Origin of the sequence: Bradyrhizobium sp. USDA 4532, from assembly GCF_024171315.1 — a bacterium.
In the GTDB taxonomy this organism is placed as follows: domain Bacteria; phylum Pseudomonadota; class Alphaproteobacteria; order Rhizobiales; family Xanthobacteraceae; genus Bradyrhizobium; species Bradyrhizobium australafricanum.
The window spans coordinates 6,164,757-6,183,081 of record NZ_JALJZN010000001.1; the positions used below are offsets into that span (position 1 = coordinate 6,164,757).

The following is an 18,325-nucleotide window of genomic DNA, read 5'->3' on the forward strand; positions in this document are numbered from 1 at the left end:
CGCGATCAGAGGTCGCCTAGATCCGCACCCCACACAATCCGCTCATGATCGCGATCGCGACCAGCCCGCCTATCGCGAGCCCGGTTGCCCAGATCCGGTTGGCAACTGCCGTGGCAACGCCGTGCGCGATCAGAACGCCGCGTAATCCCGACGTGAGATGTGCGAGGACGAAGAAGACGCCGAGCGCGTAATGCGGCACCAGGCGAATGCTCCAGGCGTCGTGGATCAGGCCGGTTGGTGCACCCGACGCCCAGGCCCAGTTGGTGTCGATGTGGCGCACGGCGCGCGCCGAGACCAATGCGGAGTTCAGATGGGTGACGATGAACGCCGCGAGGTAGACGCCGGAGCCGATCTGAAACACGCGGTACGCATCCGCTGGCAGCGCGCTCCAGCGCCAAGCGAGCCGCATCCCGACGGCGACCTGGAACAGCATCAATACGACGAGGATGGGCTCCACCACGGACGACCGATAGACGGTGCGCCCCGCCTTCATCACGGCGGCATGAACATCAGGTCCGAGCCAACCCAGCAGATGATTGGTGAGATGGAATGCGACGTAGAAAAGGATGATCGCTGCGGCGACGCCATGTGTCACGCGCCATTTGGCGATAGGGGGCGCAATCGCGGCTGATGGTGCCGCACGTTGCGCCTGCTCGCCGCCGAAAAGCACATAGAGGCACGCGACGAGCCAACCCGCGACCCAGACAATCTCGTCACTGACAGGGATGTGCAGCAGGCCGAGACCGACGCCGGTCAGCACGAACAAGGGCGGCGCGGCGATGCCGAGGTAGGCGAGGCGCCGGGCGCGCAGCGCGAACGATGACGGTGCGGCCTTGGTCATCCAATGAGCGCAAGCCAGAGCCAGCAAGGGCGCGGCGGTCGCGGCCAACAGGCAAAGCGCCGCCAGGGCCAGTCGCCCAAACGACATCGGACCAGCAGCGGGAGAGACCGCGAGGTGAAATGCATCGAGCAGGAACGGATAGGCCATCGCTCCAGCCGCCGGGATCAGCCAGCGAAGCCTGTCGGCGGTCGTATTCGCCAAGCCATTGTCGGCGGGCCGCACGCGACCTTGTTCGAATGCACTCACTGGGTTTCTCCGGAGTTCGGGCGTCGTGAAGGAGAAGGCCAAACCGACGAGTCTATTCCCAAGGCATCATCGGAGCTGCGGCACGCAAGCTTGTGCTGGACGCTGGCGTGCACGGGCGACGGCGTTGCGCCGAGACCATGTCTCAAGGCCAGAACCTACAGCGATACGGTCCCACCGATAGGACCAAGTTCCAACCATCGGACTGAACCATGCCAAGGTTCCTTTTGGCGTGCCACAAAATCCAGTCCAAGGGTGAAGACAGATTCGCCTAGCGGATTCACGGGTTGATCTTGTAAGCAGGTTGCCATGCAAAACACGGCCAAATCGCGGGCCGGAAGCGGACAGGGCGAGCGGCCAGATTCGCGGATCGCCGTCTCTGCCTCGAAGCTCGCCACCGCCGATCTCAACAACCTCATGCGGGCACTTGAGATCGATGTCGTCGCGCTCACCGAAATGCTGATTCCCTCAGGCCATCGCGCCGAGATGGGGACGATCGATGCACCGGCGGTCCATTACACCATTAGTGGTAGGGGACGAATTTCGATCGGCGATGGGCCTTGGATGTCGCTCGAACCCCATCTCCTCATCATCAAGCCTCCGAGCACCCCGTTCGTAATCGAAGTCGACGGAACCAGCGGCCCGAAGAGGCTCATCTCCCGCGATTGCTGGAAGCAGCATGACAGCGTGTTGCGTATCGCAACACCGACCGAGCAGCCCGAGATCATCCAGATCTGCGGCTTCTTCAACGCATCCTTCGGACAATCCGTCGGGTTGTTTCGCGAATTGCGCGAGCCCGTGGTCGAGAAGTTCGAGCCGACGGACAAGATCGACCTGAAGCTTCGCGAAGCGGTCGGGGAGCTTTGCGTGCAGGAAATCGGTATGGGCGCCATGACGGCGTCCCTGCTAAAGCAGGTCATCATCGCTCTGGTGAGGCGGTCGATGAAGTCCTCCCGCAGCTGGACTGATCGGTTTTCGATTCTCGCGGATCGGCAGATCACGCGTGCATTCGGCGATATGGTGGCGCGGCCGGGGGCCGCTCACACGGTTCAGAGCCTTGCGCATAGCGCGGGTCTGAGCCGGTCGGCATTCATGGCGAAGTTCTCGGAGATCTTTGGCCGTTCGCCGATGGCCATCCTTCGGGATCTCAGGATGCGGCAGGCGGCGCTCGATCTCACGACGACATCAGCCCCGGTCGATGTTGTGGCCTACAACGCCGGCTACGAAAGCCGGTCAAGTTTCGTGCGAGCATTCCGCAAAGCCTACAACGTTGATCCTAGCGAGTACCGGCTGCGCGTGAAGAACGCTGGGAGTGATAAGGGCACTTGAGCCAAGTACCGCCTCCGAGGCACCTCTCCCGTCAAGTGTGCGATCTGGATGGGCGTGCCAATAGCGACTCCGCTCATCGATTGAAACTGTTCGTCGGGCTATCAGCGTTGGCTGAACTCGCTGCCCGACCGAAGAAAAAACTGGAAACAGCAAAGGCCGAAAGCAAGCCGCGTGGGCTCGTGCATACCCGACGCTGCGCCCCAACCGGGCTCTTTCCCGTTCCCTAGCCAGAGTCGCGCACACTCGGCGCACTGATCCTCGGCGTTGGCGAGCTCTGGAGTCCAGAATGCGTGTCCGCGCGTCCAGGAACGCCCGCCGCGGGTTTCATCGCGCCGGGACCAGTGGCAACGTGGCTTTAGGAAATGCGCCGCGTCGATGGCATCGATTCAATATCCAAGGTCATTGGAGCCATCGAGTTTCGCCTTCCGGTTTTCGTTCGTCTGAAAAGGAGTTCGGAAGATGATGAGCTGCCACACTCAGGCAGGTGCACGATGAAGGCAATCGTTGTGACGGACCAAGCGGCGGGAACGGCCGGAATGAAGCTGGTGGAGCGGCCCGAGCCGCAGGCCGCGATAAACGACGTCGTCGTTGAGATTCATGCGGCGGGATTCACCCGGGATGAGCTGACGTGGCCCCCGACTTGGACCGATCGCCGCGAGCGTGACCGAACACCGTCGATCCCTGGCCACGAGTTGGCTGGAGTGGTCACCGCCCTCGGCTATGGCACGGCGGGGCTGTCGGTGGGACAGCGGGTATTCGGTCTCGCGGACTGGTATCGCGACGGCACCTTGGCGGAATATGTGGCCATCGAGGCGCGCAACCTCGCGCCGCTGCCGGGCGATGTCGATTTCACGGTGGGCGCGGCCCTCGTGATGCCAGGCCTTACCGCGTGGCAGGGGCTGTTCGATCACGGCCGGCTTCGGGCGGGGCAGAGCGTCCTCGTGCACGGTGCCGCCGGCGTCGTCGGTTCGATGGCAACCCAGCTCGCACGTGAGGCCGGTGCTTACGTCATCGGTACCGGACGCGCTGCCGGCCGTCAGACGGCTCTCGACTTCGGCGCACAGGAGTTCGTCGACCTCGACAACGACACTCTGGAAGATGTCGGCGGAGTCGATCTGGTGTTCGATGTGCTTGGCGGCGACATCGCGAAGCGGTCCGCGCGCCTGATTCGAGCCGGAGGAACGCTCGTGACCATCGCCGGTCCGACTGAGGCACGGCCCGCTGACGGCCGGACGATAGACTTCGTCGTCGAACCCGATCGCGCCCAACTGAGTGAGATTGTCCGGCGGGCGCGTGACGGACGTGTGCGGACAAACATCGGCAACGTGGCTGCCCTCGACGATGCCATTGCCGCCTTCAACCCGACCGAGCGGATCAGCGGGAAGACGATCATTCGCGCTCGTCCGTGAGCGGCGCGCGCCTATCGATGAATGCGGCCGGCCCGCTCTCAAAGAGGACGAAAGCACTCTCGCGCCTCAACCTATCCCTTCACTTATAGGACCAACCATGACCAATGCTGTTATCGAATGTATCCTGAGCCGCAGCTCCACCAAGTATTACGACCCTGCCGCCACCCTGAGCGACGACCAGATCCGAGAGCTCGTGCGAATCGGCACCGCCGCACCGACATCCTTCCACATGCAGAACTGGCGCTTCATCGCCGTGCGCACGCCTGAAGCCAAAGCCCGGCTGAGTCCGATCGCTTGGAATCAACCCGCGATCACCGACGCAGCCGTTACCTTCATCGTCTGCGGCAAGTTGGCCGATTCCAGCGTAATACCAGAGCGCCTGGCGCCGCTGGTGGAATCGGGCGTCATGCCAGCGAAGATGGTGCCGGAATGGGAGATCCCGGCGCGCAATCTGTACATGGAGTACCCACAACGCCAGCGCGATGAAGCGCTACGAACCGCCTCCTTCGGCGCGGCAGCGATCATCTATGCGGCCTGCTCGCTAGGCCTGGGTTCGACGCCGATGATCGGTTTCGACGCCGAACCAGTGCACCGCGAGTTCGGATTGGCGAAGGACGAAGTGCCGGTCCTGCTGTTGGCCGTGGGGCCGGAGCGTCCGGGAAACTGGGCGCAGAAGCCGCGCCGTCCGGTGGCCGATGTGCTGGACCTGGTATAATACGATCTACGGAGATTACTGATGGCTCGAACTGCATTGCCAACACCGGCTCAGGTGCCGGCAGCTTCGAAACCGACTCTCGATGGATTCACCAGGAACATCGGGTTCACTCCGAATATGATGACGACCTTCGCGCTGAGCCCGATCGCGTTCAACGCATGGGCTACACTGCTCAGCTCTTTGAGCAAGGCGCTTGACGTGAAGACACGTGACAGCATCGGCCTCGCTGTCTCCGAAGTGAATGGGTGCAACTACTGCCTGACGGTTCACAGCTTTACGGCCGAGCATATGGCCAAGCTGCCGGCTAACGAAATCATTCTCGCTCGGAAGGGTCATGCCAGTGATCCGAAGCGGGACGCCGCTCTCCAGTTTGCGCGCAAAGTCATCACAACCCGCGGCAAGGTCGGTGACGCCGATATGAAAGCCGTCCGGGACGCTGGCTACACAGATGCGAACGTCATGGAGATCGTCGCGCTAGTGGCCATGTACTCCCTGACGAACTTTTTCAATAACGCGTTCGATCCCGAGCAGGATTTTCCTGCCGTTGCGCCAGCTGGCTCGATCTGAACTCTATCCGATCGCATCAGCGTTTCCGAAGATGGTTGGAGGTTTCATGTGATGGGAGCGTGAGACGGGACAATACATCTCGGCCGATCCAAACACCCGCTGCGCCCGCGCCGGGGCGAAGGTGAGGATGCGCCTGGCCGGCACCATCGAGCAACCCGGTCAACGTTCCGGTGCTCCCGATCCGAACCACGAATGGAAACAAGCCGGTAGATGCTGCGTCGAGGGCTCAAGCCTTCGCCGTCTTGCAAAAGGAGGGCTCCAGAGGGCTATGGAGTAAAGATAGTTCTCATCTTCACCTGGTGCGGCGCACCAGCCCTCAAACGGTCAGTCTGGAGACGGCATCCGCCAGCTCCTTTGCATGGGGTTGTTTTCGATATTTTGGTTGAGCCGCAGCCACCGGGCGCGATGGTGCCACTCTCGAAGGCGCACGGGCGTTCAACGTCGTCCGGCCGTGTCGGATCAGCAGAGGGTGGCCGCGCTCAGAAAGCGAAAGCGCCCCTGGATCGGGTCCAGGGGCGCTTTGCGTTGAGAGTGCGTTCGCGGGGTTACTCGGCGACCGTCTGCACGACGTTGCCGATCGGCCGGCCCGTTGCGATCGGCTTCTCGGTCTTCGCCATCATCGCGTCGTATTCGGGCAGCGTCTCGAGCTGGGTCTTGGCCTTCATCCAGACCACCTTGTAGCCGCCGGCCTTGAGCTTGCGCAGCAGCGTCGGCAGCGCCTGCGCGGTGTGCTTCTGCAAATCGTGCATCAGGATGATGCCCTTGTGCTCCTTGTCGAGCTTGGTCATCACGTTGTTGATCACCTCGTCCGCGCTCTTGGACTTGAAGTCGTTGGAGTCGACGTCGACCGAGAACATCGCGATGTTGCGGGTGCCGAGATAGGCGGTTGTCGCCGGGGTGTGCGCCAGCGCCGGGAAGCGGAAGAACGGAGCAGGGTTGGCACCCAGCGCCAGCTTCACCGCGCTAAAGCCCTTTTCGATCTCGTCCTTGGCCTGCTGCTCGGTCAACTTCTTGCTGGCGAGATGCGCATGCGACCAGGTGTGGGCGCCGATGGTGTGGCCGGCGGCGGCGACCTGGCGCAGGATGTCCGGGTGATAGGTGGTGTGCAGGCCGATCGGGAAGAACACCGCCTTGGTGCATTCGTCAGCCAGCGCCTTGAGCACGGCCGGCGTGGTCGGCCACGGACCGTCGTCGAAGGTCAGCACGACCTCCTTGTCGGTCAGGAAGTCATACTGCTTGTACTGCAGGAAGCCGAAGCCCGGGCCGCCATTGGTGTCGACCACGACGGTGCGGCTGATGCCGAGCGCGTCGGGGTTGGCGCATTTGGGCGCGGCCGCAACGGGGGCCGGCACCGGCGCCGGGGCAGGAGTGGCGGCCGGGGTCGCGGCCTGGGTGGCGTCGGCGCGCTTCGACAGCGCGGCGGTCGTCTCGACATCGTCCCTGGCGGCCTGTTTTGCCGCCGCAGGCATCGGATCGGCCTTGGCCGCAGCCGTGGTTTGCGGAGGAGCCGCGTCGGCACGCGGCGAGGAGGTCCAGAACCACACGCCGGCGATCACGATCGCCGTTACAACACTGGCCAGCATCAGGCCCAACGCACTACGCATCGCTACACACTCTCTCGGAACTTAAGGATACGCCACAGCCGTAACGAGCGATTAATGCCAACAAGGTCTTAACGCGATCCCAACAAGGCGCCGGAAGGACAAGAAAAAGCGGGCGTTACCATGCGTGATGACCGTCACAGTCGGTTTCAAGCTTCTTCGCGGCACGGAAACGCTATAGAACCGGCGTCGCATTCCCTGGAGCCGCTTCCGCTGCGATGAAGTCGGAACGGGGCTCCGGATTCCTTATTTGACGCGTTTTCTTCACGCGAACCGGTATCCACTTCGCGCGGAAACGCTTGAGAGGCTTTGAGAGATGACCCGATTTCTGTTTGCCGTCGTTCCGCTGGTTTTGTTGACGTCGGCCGCCTCGGCGCAGCAGCAGGGGCGGGATGCCTGCTCGCGCGATGCCTCGCGGTTCTGCCGCGCCCATCTCGGCGAGGGCGATCAGGTCGTATTGGCGTGCCTGAAGGAGCATCGCAGCCGCCTCAGCAAGGCCTGCCAGCAGACGCTCGCCGATCACGGGCAGTAGACCCATCAGCTGTCATTCCGGGGCATTGCGGAGCGATGAACCTCAGATGCGCAACTGCGCATCGGGGAATCTCGAGCTGATAATCTCCAGATTCCGGGTTCGCGCTATTCGCGCGCCCCGGAATGACAATGGAGTGACTACGTACTGCTGCCCGCTGCGGTCGCGACCACCGGGATCACCTCCTTGGCGGCGCGGTCCGGGGTCTCGTCCTTCCAGCGCACCGATCCGAACGGACGCTCCAACATCCGGCGCACGCGGATCGGCTCGGCGCCGATGTGGAAGTCGGCCGCCTTCTGATGCAGTTCGCGCTCGATCTGCGTGGCGCGGTTGCGCTGGCGCAGGAAATCGAGCCAGGTCGGGCAATGATAGCGCTCGGTCCACAATTCGGGATCGGCGATGTCGCGGGCGATCGACCAGCCATAGGCGCCGTTGCGCTGGCGGCTGAGCTGCACGTCCTGCATCACGTTGTGGAAGGCGCGGGCATTGTCCTGCGCCACCCGGTATTCGATCTCGACCACCAGCGGCCCGCTGCGCCCGCTCAGTTGCAGCCGCACCTCGGGATCGGCCAGCGCATCGGTCGCGTCCTCGTTGCGTGCGCCGATCGGCGGCATCCTGAGCCAGATGCCGAGCAGCGGCGACAGCAGCATCAGACCGGCGGAGATCAACAGCGCCATCTCGACGCCGCCGACATCCGTGATGCGGCCCCAGCACCAGCTGCCGATCGCGATGCCGCCGGCGATCGCGGCCTGGAAGGCCGCCAGCGAACGTCCCGCGACCCAGCGCGGTGCGGAGAGCTGCACGCCGATATTGAACAGCGCGATCGCCAGCATCCACACCGCTCCGGCAACGACCAGCGCGGCGGCGGTGATCACCGGCTGCTTGCTCACGGCAACCGCGGCGATCGCCGCGCCCATCGTCAACGCACAGACGCGTATGGCGGCTTCGCCGCTGAGCCGGCTGCGAATCTCGCTGATGTTGAGCGCGCCGATCACCGCGCCCATGCCGAAGGCGCCGAGCATGATGCCGTAGGTCTGCGCGCCGCCATGCAACAGATCACGCGCCACCAGCGGCATCAGCGCCGAGACCGAGCCGCCGATGATGCCGGTCACCATGGTGCGGGTCAGCACGATCTTGATCGACGGCGAATTGGTGATGTAGCGCACCCCGGAGACGATGGCGCGGTTCAGCCGCTCGCGCGGCAGCCGCGACGGCTCGCTGACGCGATTCCACAGGAACAGCACGACGAGCAGCGGCAGATACAGCACGGCATTGGCGGCGAAGGCGGCCACGGCGCCCGCGGACGCGACCACGATGCCGCCGATCGCCGGACCAAAGCTGCGCGCGATGTTGTAGCTGATGCCGTTCAGCGCGACCGCGGCGGGCAGCGTCTCCGGCGGCACCTGCTCGCTGACCGAGGACTGCCAGGCCGGGCCGAACAGCGCCATGCCGCTGCCGACGACGAAGCACAGCGCGAGCAGGATGTTCGGCGTTACCAGATTGAGCCAGGCCAGCACGGTCAGGATGGTGGCGCCGGTCAGCGCGATCGCCAGCGACACCAGCGCGACGATGCGGCGGTCGTGCATGTCGGCGATCGCGCCGGCCGGCATCGAGATCAGCATTACCGGCAACATCAAGGCGGTCTGCACCAGCGCGACCTTGTCGGCCTCCGCGGTCATCTGCGTCATCGCCCAGGCCGCGCCGACGCCCTGGATCAGGATGCCTAGATTGGAGAGCAGGCTCGCGAGCCAGATTCGCCTGAAGATTGAATGCCGCAACGGTGCAGTGATACTGTCGGAGCGATCGCGCGGTTCGGTCATATCCAGTTCCGGTTGGCCTGCTATGGCTTGTTGGACGATTCCGGCTGCACCAACTGATGCCCGCGAAACGCGTGTTCTGTCCAGCGATTACGGCATCCTTGGCGGGGACAGGGCACAGCTAAGGCACTGAAAGACCTGAGGAAGGCCGAGGAAAGTCGGGGGAAGGGGCCAATGGCGCTGTCGCGGCGGAGAATATTGCAAGGGGCCGGCGCCCTGTCCCTGCTGGCCGGCCGCCTCGGCGCCCCGGCCTTGGCTCAGCCGGCGTCCGCCGGTGACACCCCGCCGATCCTGTTCGTGCACGGCAATGGCGATCACGCCGCGCTCTGGATGACGACGCTGTGGCGGATGGAATGCAACGGGGTGCCGCGCGAGCGCATGGCCGCGATCAATTTCACCGATCCGCTGGCACGCACCGACGACAAGATCGAGCAGGCGAGCCGCTCCTCGACCGAGGACCAGCGCCGCGAGCTCGCCGAGGCGATCAGGGAGCTGAAGCAGAAGACCGGTGCGCCGCGGGTCGCGCTGGTCGGCAGTTCGCGCGGCGGCAACGCGATCCGCAATTACATCAAGAATGGTGGCGGCGGCGACGTCAGCCACGCGGTGCTGTGCGGCACGCCCAATCACGGTGTGTATGCGTGGGACGACGGGCTCGGCAACGAATTCAACGGGCGTGGTCCGTTCCTGCGCGGACTGAACGATGGCGACAGCGAAGTGACTGTTGGCACCCTGTTCCTGACGCTGCGCAGCGACGGCCTCGACAAATATGCGCAAGCCGACGGCCGCTTCGTCGGCAAGCCGGGCACGCCGACCAACGTCACGACGGAAGGCCCGGCGCTGAAAGGCGCGACCAATCTGGTGCTCGGCGCGGTCGATCATCGCGAGACCGCCTTTCATCCGCGGGCCTTTCGCGAGATCTACAAATTCATCGCAAGGCACGAGCCGTCGCGGATCGAGATCGTGCCGGAGACCGCGGTGAGGCTGAGCGGCCTCGTCACAGGCATGCCCGGCGGCGTGCCGACCAACCGGCCGGTGCCGGGGGCCACGGTAGATATCTATCATGTCGCGGCGGAGACCGGCGAGCGCATCGGCGGCCCGCTGCACAGCTCGCAGACCGGCGCTGACGGTCGCTGGGGTCCGGCGCAGGTCGACCCGTCGTGGCCGCTCGAATTCGTGCTGACATCACCTGGTACGGCGACGACGCACATCTATCGCTCGCCGTTTGTGCGCTCGTCCGAGATCGTGCATCTGCGCGCGGCGCGGCCGCTGGGACCGGCCGATGCCGGCGCAGGCGCGGTCGTGCTGATGTCGCGGCCGCGCGGCTATTTCGGCCTGCCGCGCGATATCGTGCTGTTCGACGGCAGGGAGCCGGCCGATGTAAAGCCGGGCGTGCCGACCGATTCGGTGACGACGCTGCGGCTCGCCGCGGACGATGTCGGCCGTCCGGTCGCCGCGATCTTCAACGGGGAACGCATTATGATGCGGGCTTGGCCGGCATCGGAAAATCGGATTGCGGTCGCCGAGCTGACTTATTAGGTCTGGTGGAGGGTCCGCGCGCCTTCATGGCGCCGGGATCGCATGGCCGGATCGGCCGTCGCGTGAGGCAGGAAGCGAGGACCATGAGCATAGCCGAGGTCTACGATATCACGGTCACGCGGCGTCCCCTGGTCCCGCCGGCCCCGCCGCGTGCGCCGGACGATATGGGTGCATTCCAGCGCATGCGGGTGATGCGCAACTCGCCGATCGAGACCTGGGGCCAGCGCGCCTATGAGGACGACATTGTCCAGGGCCGTTTTCTCGGCCACTCGAGCTTCATCCTCAACACGCCGGATGCGATCCGCCATGTGCTGGTCGACAATTACGAGAACTACACCCGCACGCCGGCCGGCCTTCGCGTGCTGCGTCCGATGCTCGGCGAGGGGCTATTGATCGCCGAAGGGCGGGCATGGAAACACCAGCGCCGCACGCTGGCGCCCGCGTTCACGCCGCGCGCGGTGACGACGCTGGTGCCTTACATGATTGCGGCGGTCGACGAGACCATCGCCAAGCTGAACTCCGCCAGCGGCGGCCCGGTCGATCTGCGCGAGGCGATGCAGCGGATGACGCTGGAGATCGCCGGCCGCACCATGTTCTCGTTCGGCATGGATCGCCACGGCGCCGCGCTGCGCGACTTCGTGATGGAGTATGGCAACACGCTGGCGCGGCCGCACATGCTGGATCTGGTGCTGCCGTTGAATTGGCCGACGCCGCAGGATTTCCGCCGCGCCCGTTTCCGCAAGCGCTGGACCGCGTTCGTCGGCATGCTGATGGCCGAGCGACGTGCGGCCGGCAAGGATGACAACGCGCCGGCCCGCGACCTGTTCGACCTGATGGGCGCCGCGCGCGATCCTGAAACCGGCGAGGCCTTCACCGATGCCCAACTCGGCGACCAGGTCGCCACCATGATCCTGGCCGGCCACGAGACAACTGCGACCGCGCTGTTCTGGGCGCTCTATCTGCTGGCGCTCGATCCCCTGACCCAGGAACAGCTGGCAGCAGAAGTCGGGAGCGCGGCGACGTCTGGCGCGCTCGACATCGAGCGGCTGAAATTCACCCGCGCGGTGATCGACGAAACCATGCGGCTTTATCCGCCGGCGTTCCTGATCGCGCGTGCGGCAGGCGGTCCCGATACCATCGCGGGCCGTCCGGTCAGGAAGGGTGACGTAATCCTGATCGCGCCGTGGCTGTTGCACCGGCATGAGAAGCTGTGGCGTGATCCGAACGCGTTCGTGCCGTCGCGTTTCATGACGGGAACGCCGCCCGATCGGTTCGCCTATCTGCCGTTCGGGGTCGGCGCGCGGGTCTGCATCGGCGCGCATTTTGCGCTGGTCGAGGCGACGCTCGCGCTTGCGAAGATTGTCGGCGCATTCCGCGTAGCGCTGGCGGACAAAGATCCGGTGCTGCCGATCGGCGTGGTGACGACACAGCCGAACCGTTCGCCGGTGTTTACGATCAAGCCGCGCTGATCTTGCGCGGCGGTGTCCCAATGCTCATCTAGGGGCTCACCATGAGCGATACGCAGGCCCATTTCGCAGTCCTCAGGCAGACGACCGATCCGGCCGTGGTCGATGCGATGCAGCAGTTGATCGCGGACGGTCATGATCGGGATCTCAACCGTATCAATCTGCTGGATTTCTCGAGCCGCACCGGGCTCGACCAGGAGAAGGTGATCTCCGGTTTCCTGCATGCGTCGCGGCTCGGCCTGTTCGACATGAGCTGGAATGTGCTGTGCCCGGGCTGCGGCGGCGTGCTCGATGCGCATTCGACGCTGAAGTCGTTGCGCCATGACGACTATAATTGTGCGCTGTGCGCGGCCGGATACGAAGCGTCCGTCGACGATCTGGTCGAGGTCGCCTTCACCGTCAGCCCGCGCGTGCGCCGCATCGGCGCGCATGATCCGAATACGCTGCCGATCTGGGAATATGTCCGCCAGATGTTCTGGAGCTCGGGCATCGAGCTCAACGAAGACTCGCTGGAGCGCCTGCTCAAGGAGGTGACGCTGGAATCGCTGGAGTTGCCGGCCGGCGAAAAGGCGCTGCTGTCGCTGCAATTGCCGAAGCAGTTCCTGATCGTGTTCGAGCCGGTGACGCACTCGGCGCATTTCTTCGACGTGCAGGGCGAGCCGACCACCGAGCGCCAGCAATTCTCGATCGTGTTCAACAAGCTGCAGGCGCCGACCGGCACCACAGTGCTGCGGCCGGGGCCGCTCCGGCTGTCGCTGGACAACCAGACCGACACCCGCGTGCTGCCCGCTGTTTGGGTAGCGGCCGATGCGCTGCATGAACTGCTCGGCAAGCGCAAGCCGATCCTCACCGCGAAGCGGATGCTGTCGAACCAGACCTTCCGTGATGTGTTCAAGGCCGACAACCTCACGGTCGACCAGCGGCTGAAGATCACCGCGCTCACCTTCCTGTTCACCGACCTCAAAGGCTCGACTGCGCTCTATGAACGGGTCGGCGATCTCGCCGCGTTCGATCTGGTGCGCGCGCATTTCCACGCGCTGCTCGAGATCATCGCTTCCGAGCACGGCGCCGTGGTGAAGACGATCGGCGATGCCGTGATGGCGACCTTCATCCGGCCAGAGCATGCATTGTCGGCGGGCCTGCGCATGCGGGCGGCGATGAAGCAGCTCAACACCGAGCGCGGCAAGGAAGATCTGATCGTCAAGATCGGCATCCATGAGGGGCCGTGCCTCGCGGTGACACTCAACGAGCGGCAGGATTATTTCGGCCAGACCGTGAATATCGCAGCCAGGGTGCAGAGCCTGTCGACGTCGCAGGAAATCCATTTGACCCAGCCGGTGATGGAATCGGCTGAGGTCGCGGGCATCCTCGATCGCGCCGCGATCAAGCCGATCCAGAAGGAAGCGGCACTGCGTGGCATTGCCGACAAGCTCGTGGTGTACGAGATACCGTAGTTGAGCACATGGTCATTCCGGGATGGTCCGTCAGGACCAGACCTCAGATGCGCAATTGCGCATCGGGGAATCTCGAGATTCCGGGTTCGATGCTTCGCATCGCCCCGGAATGACTCAATCCATGTTGCCGAAACGTAATGTCGCAGCGGGAACCTGCGCGGATTGCACCGGTTCTGTTTCCACGCCATATAGATTTCAACGGAGCGGGATCCGGAAAAACTTGATAGCCGGATAGATCGCGCTCAAATCAGGCAGACTTCATTCCACAGAGAGAACGATGCTCGACGGACTTCGCCAATTCATTGCCGATATCGTTTCCCCCGACGCCCAGGCCGACCGCACCTTCGATGACGGCGACTATCGCCTGGCGGCGACCGCGCTGCTGGTGCATGTCGTCTCGCTGGACGGCGAGCCGACGCCGGCCGAGACGCGCAAGCTGCACGGCCTGATCGAGAGCCGTTTCCAGCTTGACCGCGGCGCGGCCGACAAGCTGATCGCCTCCGCCATGCGCGTCGAGGGTGAGGCCGTGGATCTCTATCACTTTACCAGTGTGATCATGCGCTCGGTGAACGAGGAGGGACGCCTGCGCATCGTCGAGATGATGTGGGAGCTGGTCTATGCCGACGGTCAGGTCAGCGAGTTCGAGGACAATGTGGTCTGGCGCGCCGCCGATCTGCTCGGCATTTCCTCGCGCGACCGCATCGATCTCAAGCATCGGGTTGCCGAGAAGCAGGCGGCGCTGCCAAAGGGCCCATGGGGCACGGCGGACGCCGCAATCTGACGCGATTGCCCGCGCCGGCGGACGCATCGTCACCGGTATCAGGGATGACGAAATTTTAATGTCCGCCGCGATTGTGGGCGATCCGACTGAAAATCTGGCGTTTCATCACAAAACCAGTGCCTCGCCGCTGTCCACAAGCTTACACACGGCTTGCGTCCCACCGCATGCCTATGCTCTCGTCGGCTTGTTGGGGACCTCACTAGAATTTGCAGTAAGAGTTTGAAACGTGACCGAGCGTGTGACGCTGATAACCGGGGCATCGGCGGGCATAGGCACCGAACTGGCGCGCGTGTTTGCATCGAATGGTCACCGTGTGGCGCTGGTGGCGCGGCGCGCCGACCGCCTGAAGGCGCTCGCCGACGAACTCGGGGCCAAGGGCGGCGCAGCGCCGATTGTGATCCCCTGTGATCTCCAGCACGCCGATGCGGGCGACCGGATCGCGCAGGCCCTGACCGACGCCGGGGTCGAGGTCGAATTTCTCGTCAATAATGCCGGCTTCGGCCTGTTCGGCCGCGCCATCGAGCGCGACCGCGCCGAGCAGCTCAACATCATCAATGTCAATATCCGCGCGCTGACCGATCTGACGCTGCGCTTTGCCGACCAGCTGATCCGCAACCGCGGCGGCATCCTCAATCTCGGCTCGATCGCCGGATTTCTGCCAGGCCCCGGCATGGCCGTGTACTACGCCAGCAAGGCCTATGTGTTGTCGTTTACCGAGGCGTTGCGCTGTGAGCTGGCGCCGCAGGGCGTGCGTGTCACCGTGTGTTGCCCGGGCCCGGTACCATCGGAGTTTCAGGATCGCGCCGGATTTGCCCCTGGATTCGATTCCGCCATCCTCAACGTTTCACCGGAAGAGGTGGCCCGTCAGGCCTATCGCGGGTTGATGGCCAACAAGCGCGCGGTGCTGCCCGGCACCTTCATCAAGCTGGTGCCGTTCCTGCTCCGGCTGTTTCCGCGCGACTTCATCCTGACGGCGGTCGGCGGATTCCAGCTCCGCAAGCGCTAGCTGCCCTGGAAAGCCCACTCGTTGCCGCTAAGGCTGTTTCTGGCCCGCGATTTGCTTCGCCTGGCTGTGCGCAAACTCACACGATGTTAACGACCACTTAGCTATGATCGCGCCTTACGTGCCGAAACTTTAAGCAGAGGCAATGTCGTTCCGGACTGACCAGAGCCGTGTCGTGGTGCCCTTCGCCAGCCGAAGGCCGGCCGCGGTCACGCCCAGAGATCAGGTCTTGGATCAGATCTCGGCTCAGGTCTCGTTGCGGCCGGTGCTGATCGTGCTGCATCAGGAGACATCGACTCCCGGCCGGATCGGCAACGCCCTGCGCGCGCTGGGCTACCGCCTCGACATCCGCCGCCCGCGCTTCGGCGACGCGCTGCCCGAAACGCTCGATGCGCATGCCGGCGCGGTGATCTTCGGCGGTCCGATGAGCGCCAATGACGGCGACGACTACGTGCGGCGCGAGATCGACTGGATCGCCGTTCCGCTGCGCGAGCAGCGTCCGTTCCTGGGCATCTGCCTCGGCGCGCAGATGCTGGCGCGGCAGCTCGGCGCCGAGGTCGCGCCGCATCCGCAAGGCCGTGTCGAGGTCGGCTATTATCCGGTCAGGCCGACCGAGGCGGGCCGCGCGCTTTGCCCGGACTGGCCGGCGCGGGTCTATCACTGGCACGGCGAGGGATTTCAATTGCCCGCCGGCGCCGACCTGCTCGCGGCGGGCGATGATTTCCCGGTGCAGGCGTTCCAGTTCGGCAACGCCTTCGGCCTGCAATTCCATCCCGACGTGACCTACGCGATGATGCATCGCTGGACCACGCGCGGTTGCGCACGGATGGATTCGCCGGGCGCACAACCGGGTCATCTGCACTTCGCCGAGCGTGCTGTGCACGATGCCGCCGAGCGCGCGTGGCTGAAGCATTTCATCGACGGCTGGATCGCGCGCGTGCCGCAGCGGCAGCTGCTGCAGGCGGCGGAATAGCCGCCACGCGGAATTTCGCGCCGGCTTTTCATTCTGGTGAATGTGCTACTGTCGGCCGCCGCGCGCAGGCCGCATCGCCGCGCGTATCGATAACAACAAGGCACAGGGAGATCGCCGTGAGCTACGAGCACATCCTCTACGAGGTCAGCGACAGGATCGCGACCATCACGCTCAATCGCCCCGATCGCATGAATGCGTGGACCGCGATCATGGAGCGCGACGTGCGCCACGCCATGGAGGCGGCGGCCAACGACGACAACGTTCGCGTCATCGTGCTGACCGGCGCGGGCCGCGGCTTCTGCGCCGGCGCCGACATGGACGCGTTGAAAGGGATCGATCCCAACGAGGTCAGGCGCGGCGAGAATATCCCGTTCGACATGAACCGCCGCGCCGACTGGCAGACGCGCTACGCCTACTATCCCGCGATCAGGAAGCCCGTGATCGCGATGCTCAACGGCGCCACCGCCGGCATCGGCCTGGTCCACGCGCTCTATTGCGATTTGCGCTTCGCCGCCGACACCGCGGTGTTCACCACCGCCTTCGCGCGGCGCGGCCTGATCGCCGAACACGGCATCAGCTGGATGCTGCCGCGTATCGTCGGCCACGCCAATGCGCTCGATCTGTTGATGTCGGCGCGGCGGGTGTCGGCCGAGGAGGCGCTGCGCATCGGCCTCGTCAACCGGCTCTCTTCGCCGGAGAACCTGCGCGAGGAGACCTATGCCTATGCCCGCGACCTCGCCGATTTCGTCTCGCCGAGCGCGATCGCGGTGATCAAGCGCCAGATCTACGACGTGCCGTTCCAGACGCTCGCCGAAGCCACCATCGATGCCAACCGCGAGATGCAGATCGCGCTGAAGGGCAATGATTTCAGGGAAGGCGTCGCAAGCTTCGTGGAGAAGCGGCCGCCAAGGTTTACCGGGACGTGAGGGGAGGGGCTAACGGATAAAGTCCGTCTTCGCCCTTCGGGCTTCGCCGGACACCACGCTTCGCCCTCCAGGCTCCTGCGCGGCTGCGCCACGCGTAGCCCGAAGGGCGAAGCGTGGTGGAGCCAGGCGGGATCGAACCGCCGACCTCGTCATTGCGAACGACGCGCTCTCCCAGCTGAGCTATGGCCCCATCGCGGCCGGGTGTTGCTGAGTATCCCGGCCGTCAGTCGGGCGCCATTTACAGTCCCGCCCAAGGTCAAGTCAAGAACGGTGAAAGCGCGGTTTTCGGCCCGTCCCGCCGGGAACTTCCCTTGTTTGCGGGGGGATGAACCGATATCTAGGGCGTGATCCCGACCCGGCGGACCGCCCGAGCGCCCAGTGCATAGCGGTTTTCCGAAACGATCCTGCTCAATCAAGAAGCGCGATGGCGGCTCAGTCCGGTCTCGTTGCGCTTCAATCGGTTGTCTTACCCGCGAGCCCCCCTCATATGCGCGCTGTTCTCGACATCGTCATCATCATCCTCGACCTCTATGTCTGGCTGCTGATCGCCTCCGCCATCCTGTCCTGGCTGGTCGCCTTCAATGTGGTCAACACGCGCAACCAGTTCGTTTCCGCGGTGGCCGAGTTCCTCTACCGGATCACCGAGCCGGTGCTGCGGCCGATCCGCAACGTGATGCCGAATCTGGGCGGGCTCGATATCTCGCCGATCATCGTGATCCTGATCATCATGTTCATCCAGCGGGTGATCGCCTATTACATCTATCCCAACGTGATCTGACCCTTTCTCGACGGGGCCTTGATGGATCCGTGGCGCTATTCCACCGAGGGCATCAGCATCGCGCTGCGCGTGACGCCGCGCGGCGGCCGCGACGACATCGACGGGATCGAGACGCTGGCCAACGGCCGTTCGGTGGTGAAGGTGCGGGTGCGCGCCATCGCCGAGGGCGGCGAGGCCAACCGTGCGGTGACTGAGCTGCTGGCCAAGGCGCTCGGCGTGCCGAAAGCCAGGGTGAAGCTGCTGTCCGGCGCCACCTCGCGGCTCAAGCAGGTCGCGGTGGACGGCGATCCGAAAGGGCTCGGCGATACATTGAGGAAGCTGACTGCGGCCAAGCCGAACCAGCAGACAAGGGACTGA

General features: G+C 64.5%; 17 protein-coding genes and 1 tRNA gene. 14 read left to right on the plus strand and 4 right to left on the minus strand.

The genetic code is table 11. From position 1 onward, the window contains the following. Positions 1–16: 16 nt before the first annotated feature. Positions 17–1,129 carry a hypothetical protein gene (locus tag J2R76_RS28420; RefSeq protein ID WP_253625273.1) on the minus strand — a complete coding sequence of 371 codons (1,113 nt, stop codon included), beginning with the start codon at positions 1,127–1,129 and terminating at the stop codon, positions 17–19. Between the two features lie 264 nt (positions 1,130–1,393). Here J2R76_RS28420 and J2R76_RS28425 point away from each other — a divergent pair, with 264 nt between their 5' ends. The 4 genes from J2R76_RS28425 (at position 1,394) to J2R76_RS28440 (ending at position 5,104) form a co-directional block, all read left to right on the plus strand. Beyond that, a complete protein-coding gene (locus J2R76_RS28425; protein ID WP_253625274.1) occupies positions 1,394–2,413 on the plus strand; it encodes a helix-turn-helix transcriptional regulator in 1,020 nt (339 codons plus the stop codon). A gap of 491 nt (positions 2,414–2,904) precedes the next feature. Beyond that, positions 2,905–3,822 (plus strand): NADP-dependent oxidoreductase, encoded by a 918-nt coding sequence (locus tag J2R76_RS28430; protein ID WP_253626101.1) that lies wholly within the window; start codon positions 2,905–2,907, stop codon positions 3,820–3,822. 97 nt (positions 3,823–3,919) lie between these two features. After that, a complete protein-coding gene (locus J2R76_RS28435; RefSeq protein WP_253625275.1) occupies positions 3,920–4,537 on the plus strand; it encodes a nitroreductase family protein in 618 nt (205 codons plus the stop codon). Positions 4,538–4,558: 21 nt separating this feature from the next. Continuing rightward, positions 4,559–5,104, plus strand: a complete 546-nt coding sequence (locus J2R76_RS28440; RefSeq protein WP_092087786.1) for a carboxymuconolactone decarboxylase family protein — start codon at positions 4,559–4,561, stop codon at positions 5,102–5,104. Between the two features lie 545 nt (positions 5,105–5,649). On the opposite strand, the gene J2R76_RS28445 is transcribed toward J2R76_RS28440, so the two are convergent. Further along, positions 5,650–6,708: a polysaccharide deacetylase family protein gene (locus tag J2R76_RS28445; protein ID WP_168858073.1), complete on the minus strand. Its 1,059-nt coding sequence runs from the start codon at positions 6,706–6,708 to the stop codon at positions 5,650–5,652. A gap of 313 nt (positions 6,709–7,021) precedes the next feature. On the opposite strand from J2R76_RS28445, the gene J2R76_RS28450 reads away from it, so the two are divergent. Then, positions 7,022–7,237, plus strand: coding sequence for a cysteine rich repeat-containing protein (locus J2R76_RS28450; RefSeq protein WP_168858072.1), 216 nt, complete (start codon positions 7,022–7,024; stop codon positions 7,235–7,237). Between the two features lie 137 nt (positions 7,238–7,374). Here J2R76_RS28450 and J2R76_RS28455 read toward each other — a convergent pair whose 3' ends face one another. After that, positions 7,375–9,054 (minus strand): MFS transporter, encoded by a 1,680-nt coding sequence (locus tag J2R76_RS28455; protein WP_092087790.1) that lies wholly within the window; start codon positions 9,052–9,054, stop codon positions 7,375–7,377. 171 nt (positions 9,055–9,225) lie between these two features. Between J2R76_RS28455 and J2R76_RS28460 the strand changes: the two genes are divergently transcribed. From J2R76_RS28460 to J2R76_RS28490, 7 genes are all read left to right on the plus strand, one after another. Next, positions 9,226–10,587, plus strand: a complete 1,362-nt coding sequence (locus tag J2R76_RS28460) for a hydrolase (protein WP_253625276.1) — start codon at positions 9,226–9,228, stop codon at positions 10,585–10,587. Positions 10,588–10,670: 83 nt separating this feature from the next. Beyond that, positions 10,671–12,056, plus strand: a complete 1,386-nt coding sequence (locus J2R76_RS28465; protein WP_253588452.1) for a cytochrome P450 — start codon at positions 10,671–10,673, stop codon at positions 12,054–12,056. A gap of 41 nt (positions 12,057–12,097) precedes the next feature. Beyond that, positions 12,098–13,507: an adenylate/guanylate cyclase domain-containing protein gene (locus J2R76_RS28470; RefSeq protein ID WP_028337387.1), complete on the plus strand. Its 1,410-nt coding sequence runs from the start codon at positions 12,098–12,100 to the stop codon at positions 13,505–13,507. A 277-nt stretch (positions 13,508–13,784) separates the two neighbouring features. Further along, positions 13,785–14,288, plus strand: a complete 504-nt coding sequence (locus tag J2R76_RS28475) for a TerB family tellurite resistance protein (RefSeq protein ID WP_016847256.1) — start codon at positions 13,785–13,787, stop codon at positions 14,286–14,288. A 226-nt stretch (positions 14,289–14,514) separates the two neighbouring features. After that, positions 14,515–15,294 (plus strand): SDR family oxidoreductase, encoded by a 780-nt coding sequence (locus tag J2R76_RS28480; RefSeq protein WP_076834982.1) that lies wholly within the window; start codon positions 14,515–14,517, stop codon positions 15,292–15,294. A 142-nt stretch (positions 15,295–15,436) separates the two neighbouring features. Further along, positions 15,437–16,264, plus strand: coding sequence for a glutamine amidotransferase (locus J2R76_RS28485; RefSeq protein WP_253625277.1), 828 nt, complete (start codon positions 15,437–15,439; stop codon positions 16,262–16,264). Between the two features lie 116 nt (positions 16,265–16,380). Further along, positions 16,381–17,190: an enoyl-CoA hydratase gene (locus tag J2R76_RS28490; protein ID WP_229192116.1), complete on the plus strand. Its 810-nt coding sequence runs from the start codon at positions 16,381–16,383 to the stop codon at positions 17,188–17,190. Positions 17,191–17,304: 114 nt separating this feature from the next. On the opposite strand, the gene J2R76_RS28495 is transcribed toward J2R76_RS28490, so the two are convergent. Further along, a tRNA-Ala gene (locus J2R76_RS28495) sits at positions 17,305–17,380 on the minus strand. Positions 17,381–17,677: 297 nt separating this feature from the next. Here J2R76_RS28495 and J2R76_RS28500 point away from each other — a divergent pair. Both J2R76_RS28500 and J2R76_RS28505 read left to right on the plus strand, forming a co-directional pair. Beyond that, positions 17,678–17,968: a YggT family protein gene (locus J2R76_RS28500; RefSeq protein WP_016847252.1), complete on the plus strand. Its 291-nt coding sequence runs from the start codon at positions 17,678–17,680 to the stop codon at positions 17,966–17,968. A gap of 21 nt (positions 17,969–17,989) precedes the next feature. Continuing rightward, on the plus strand, positions 17,990–18,325 hold the full coding sequence (locus tag J2R76_RS28505; protein ID WP_016847251.1) for a DUF167 domain-containing protein: 336 nt from the start codon (positions 17,990–17,992) through the stop codon (positions 18,323–18,325).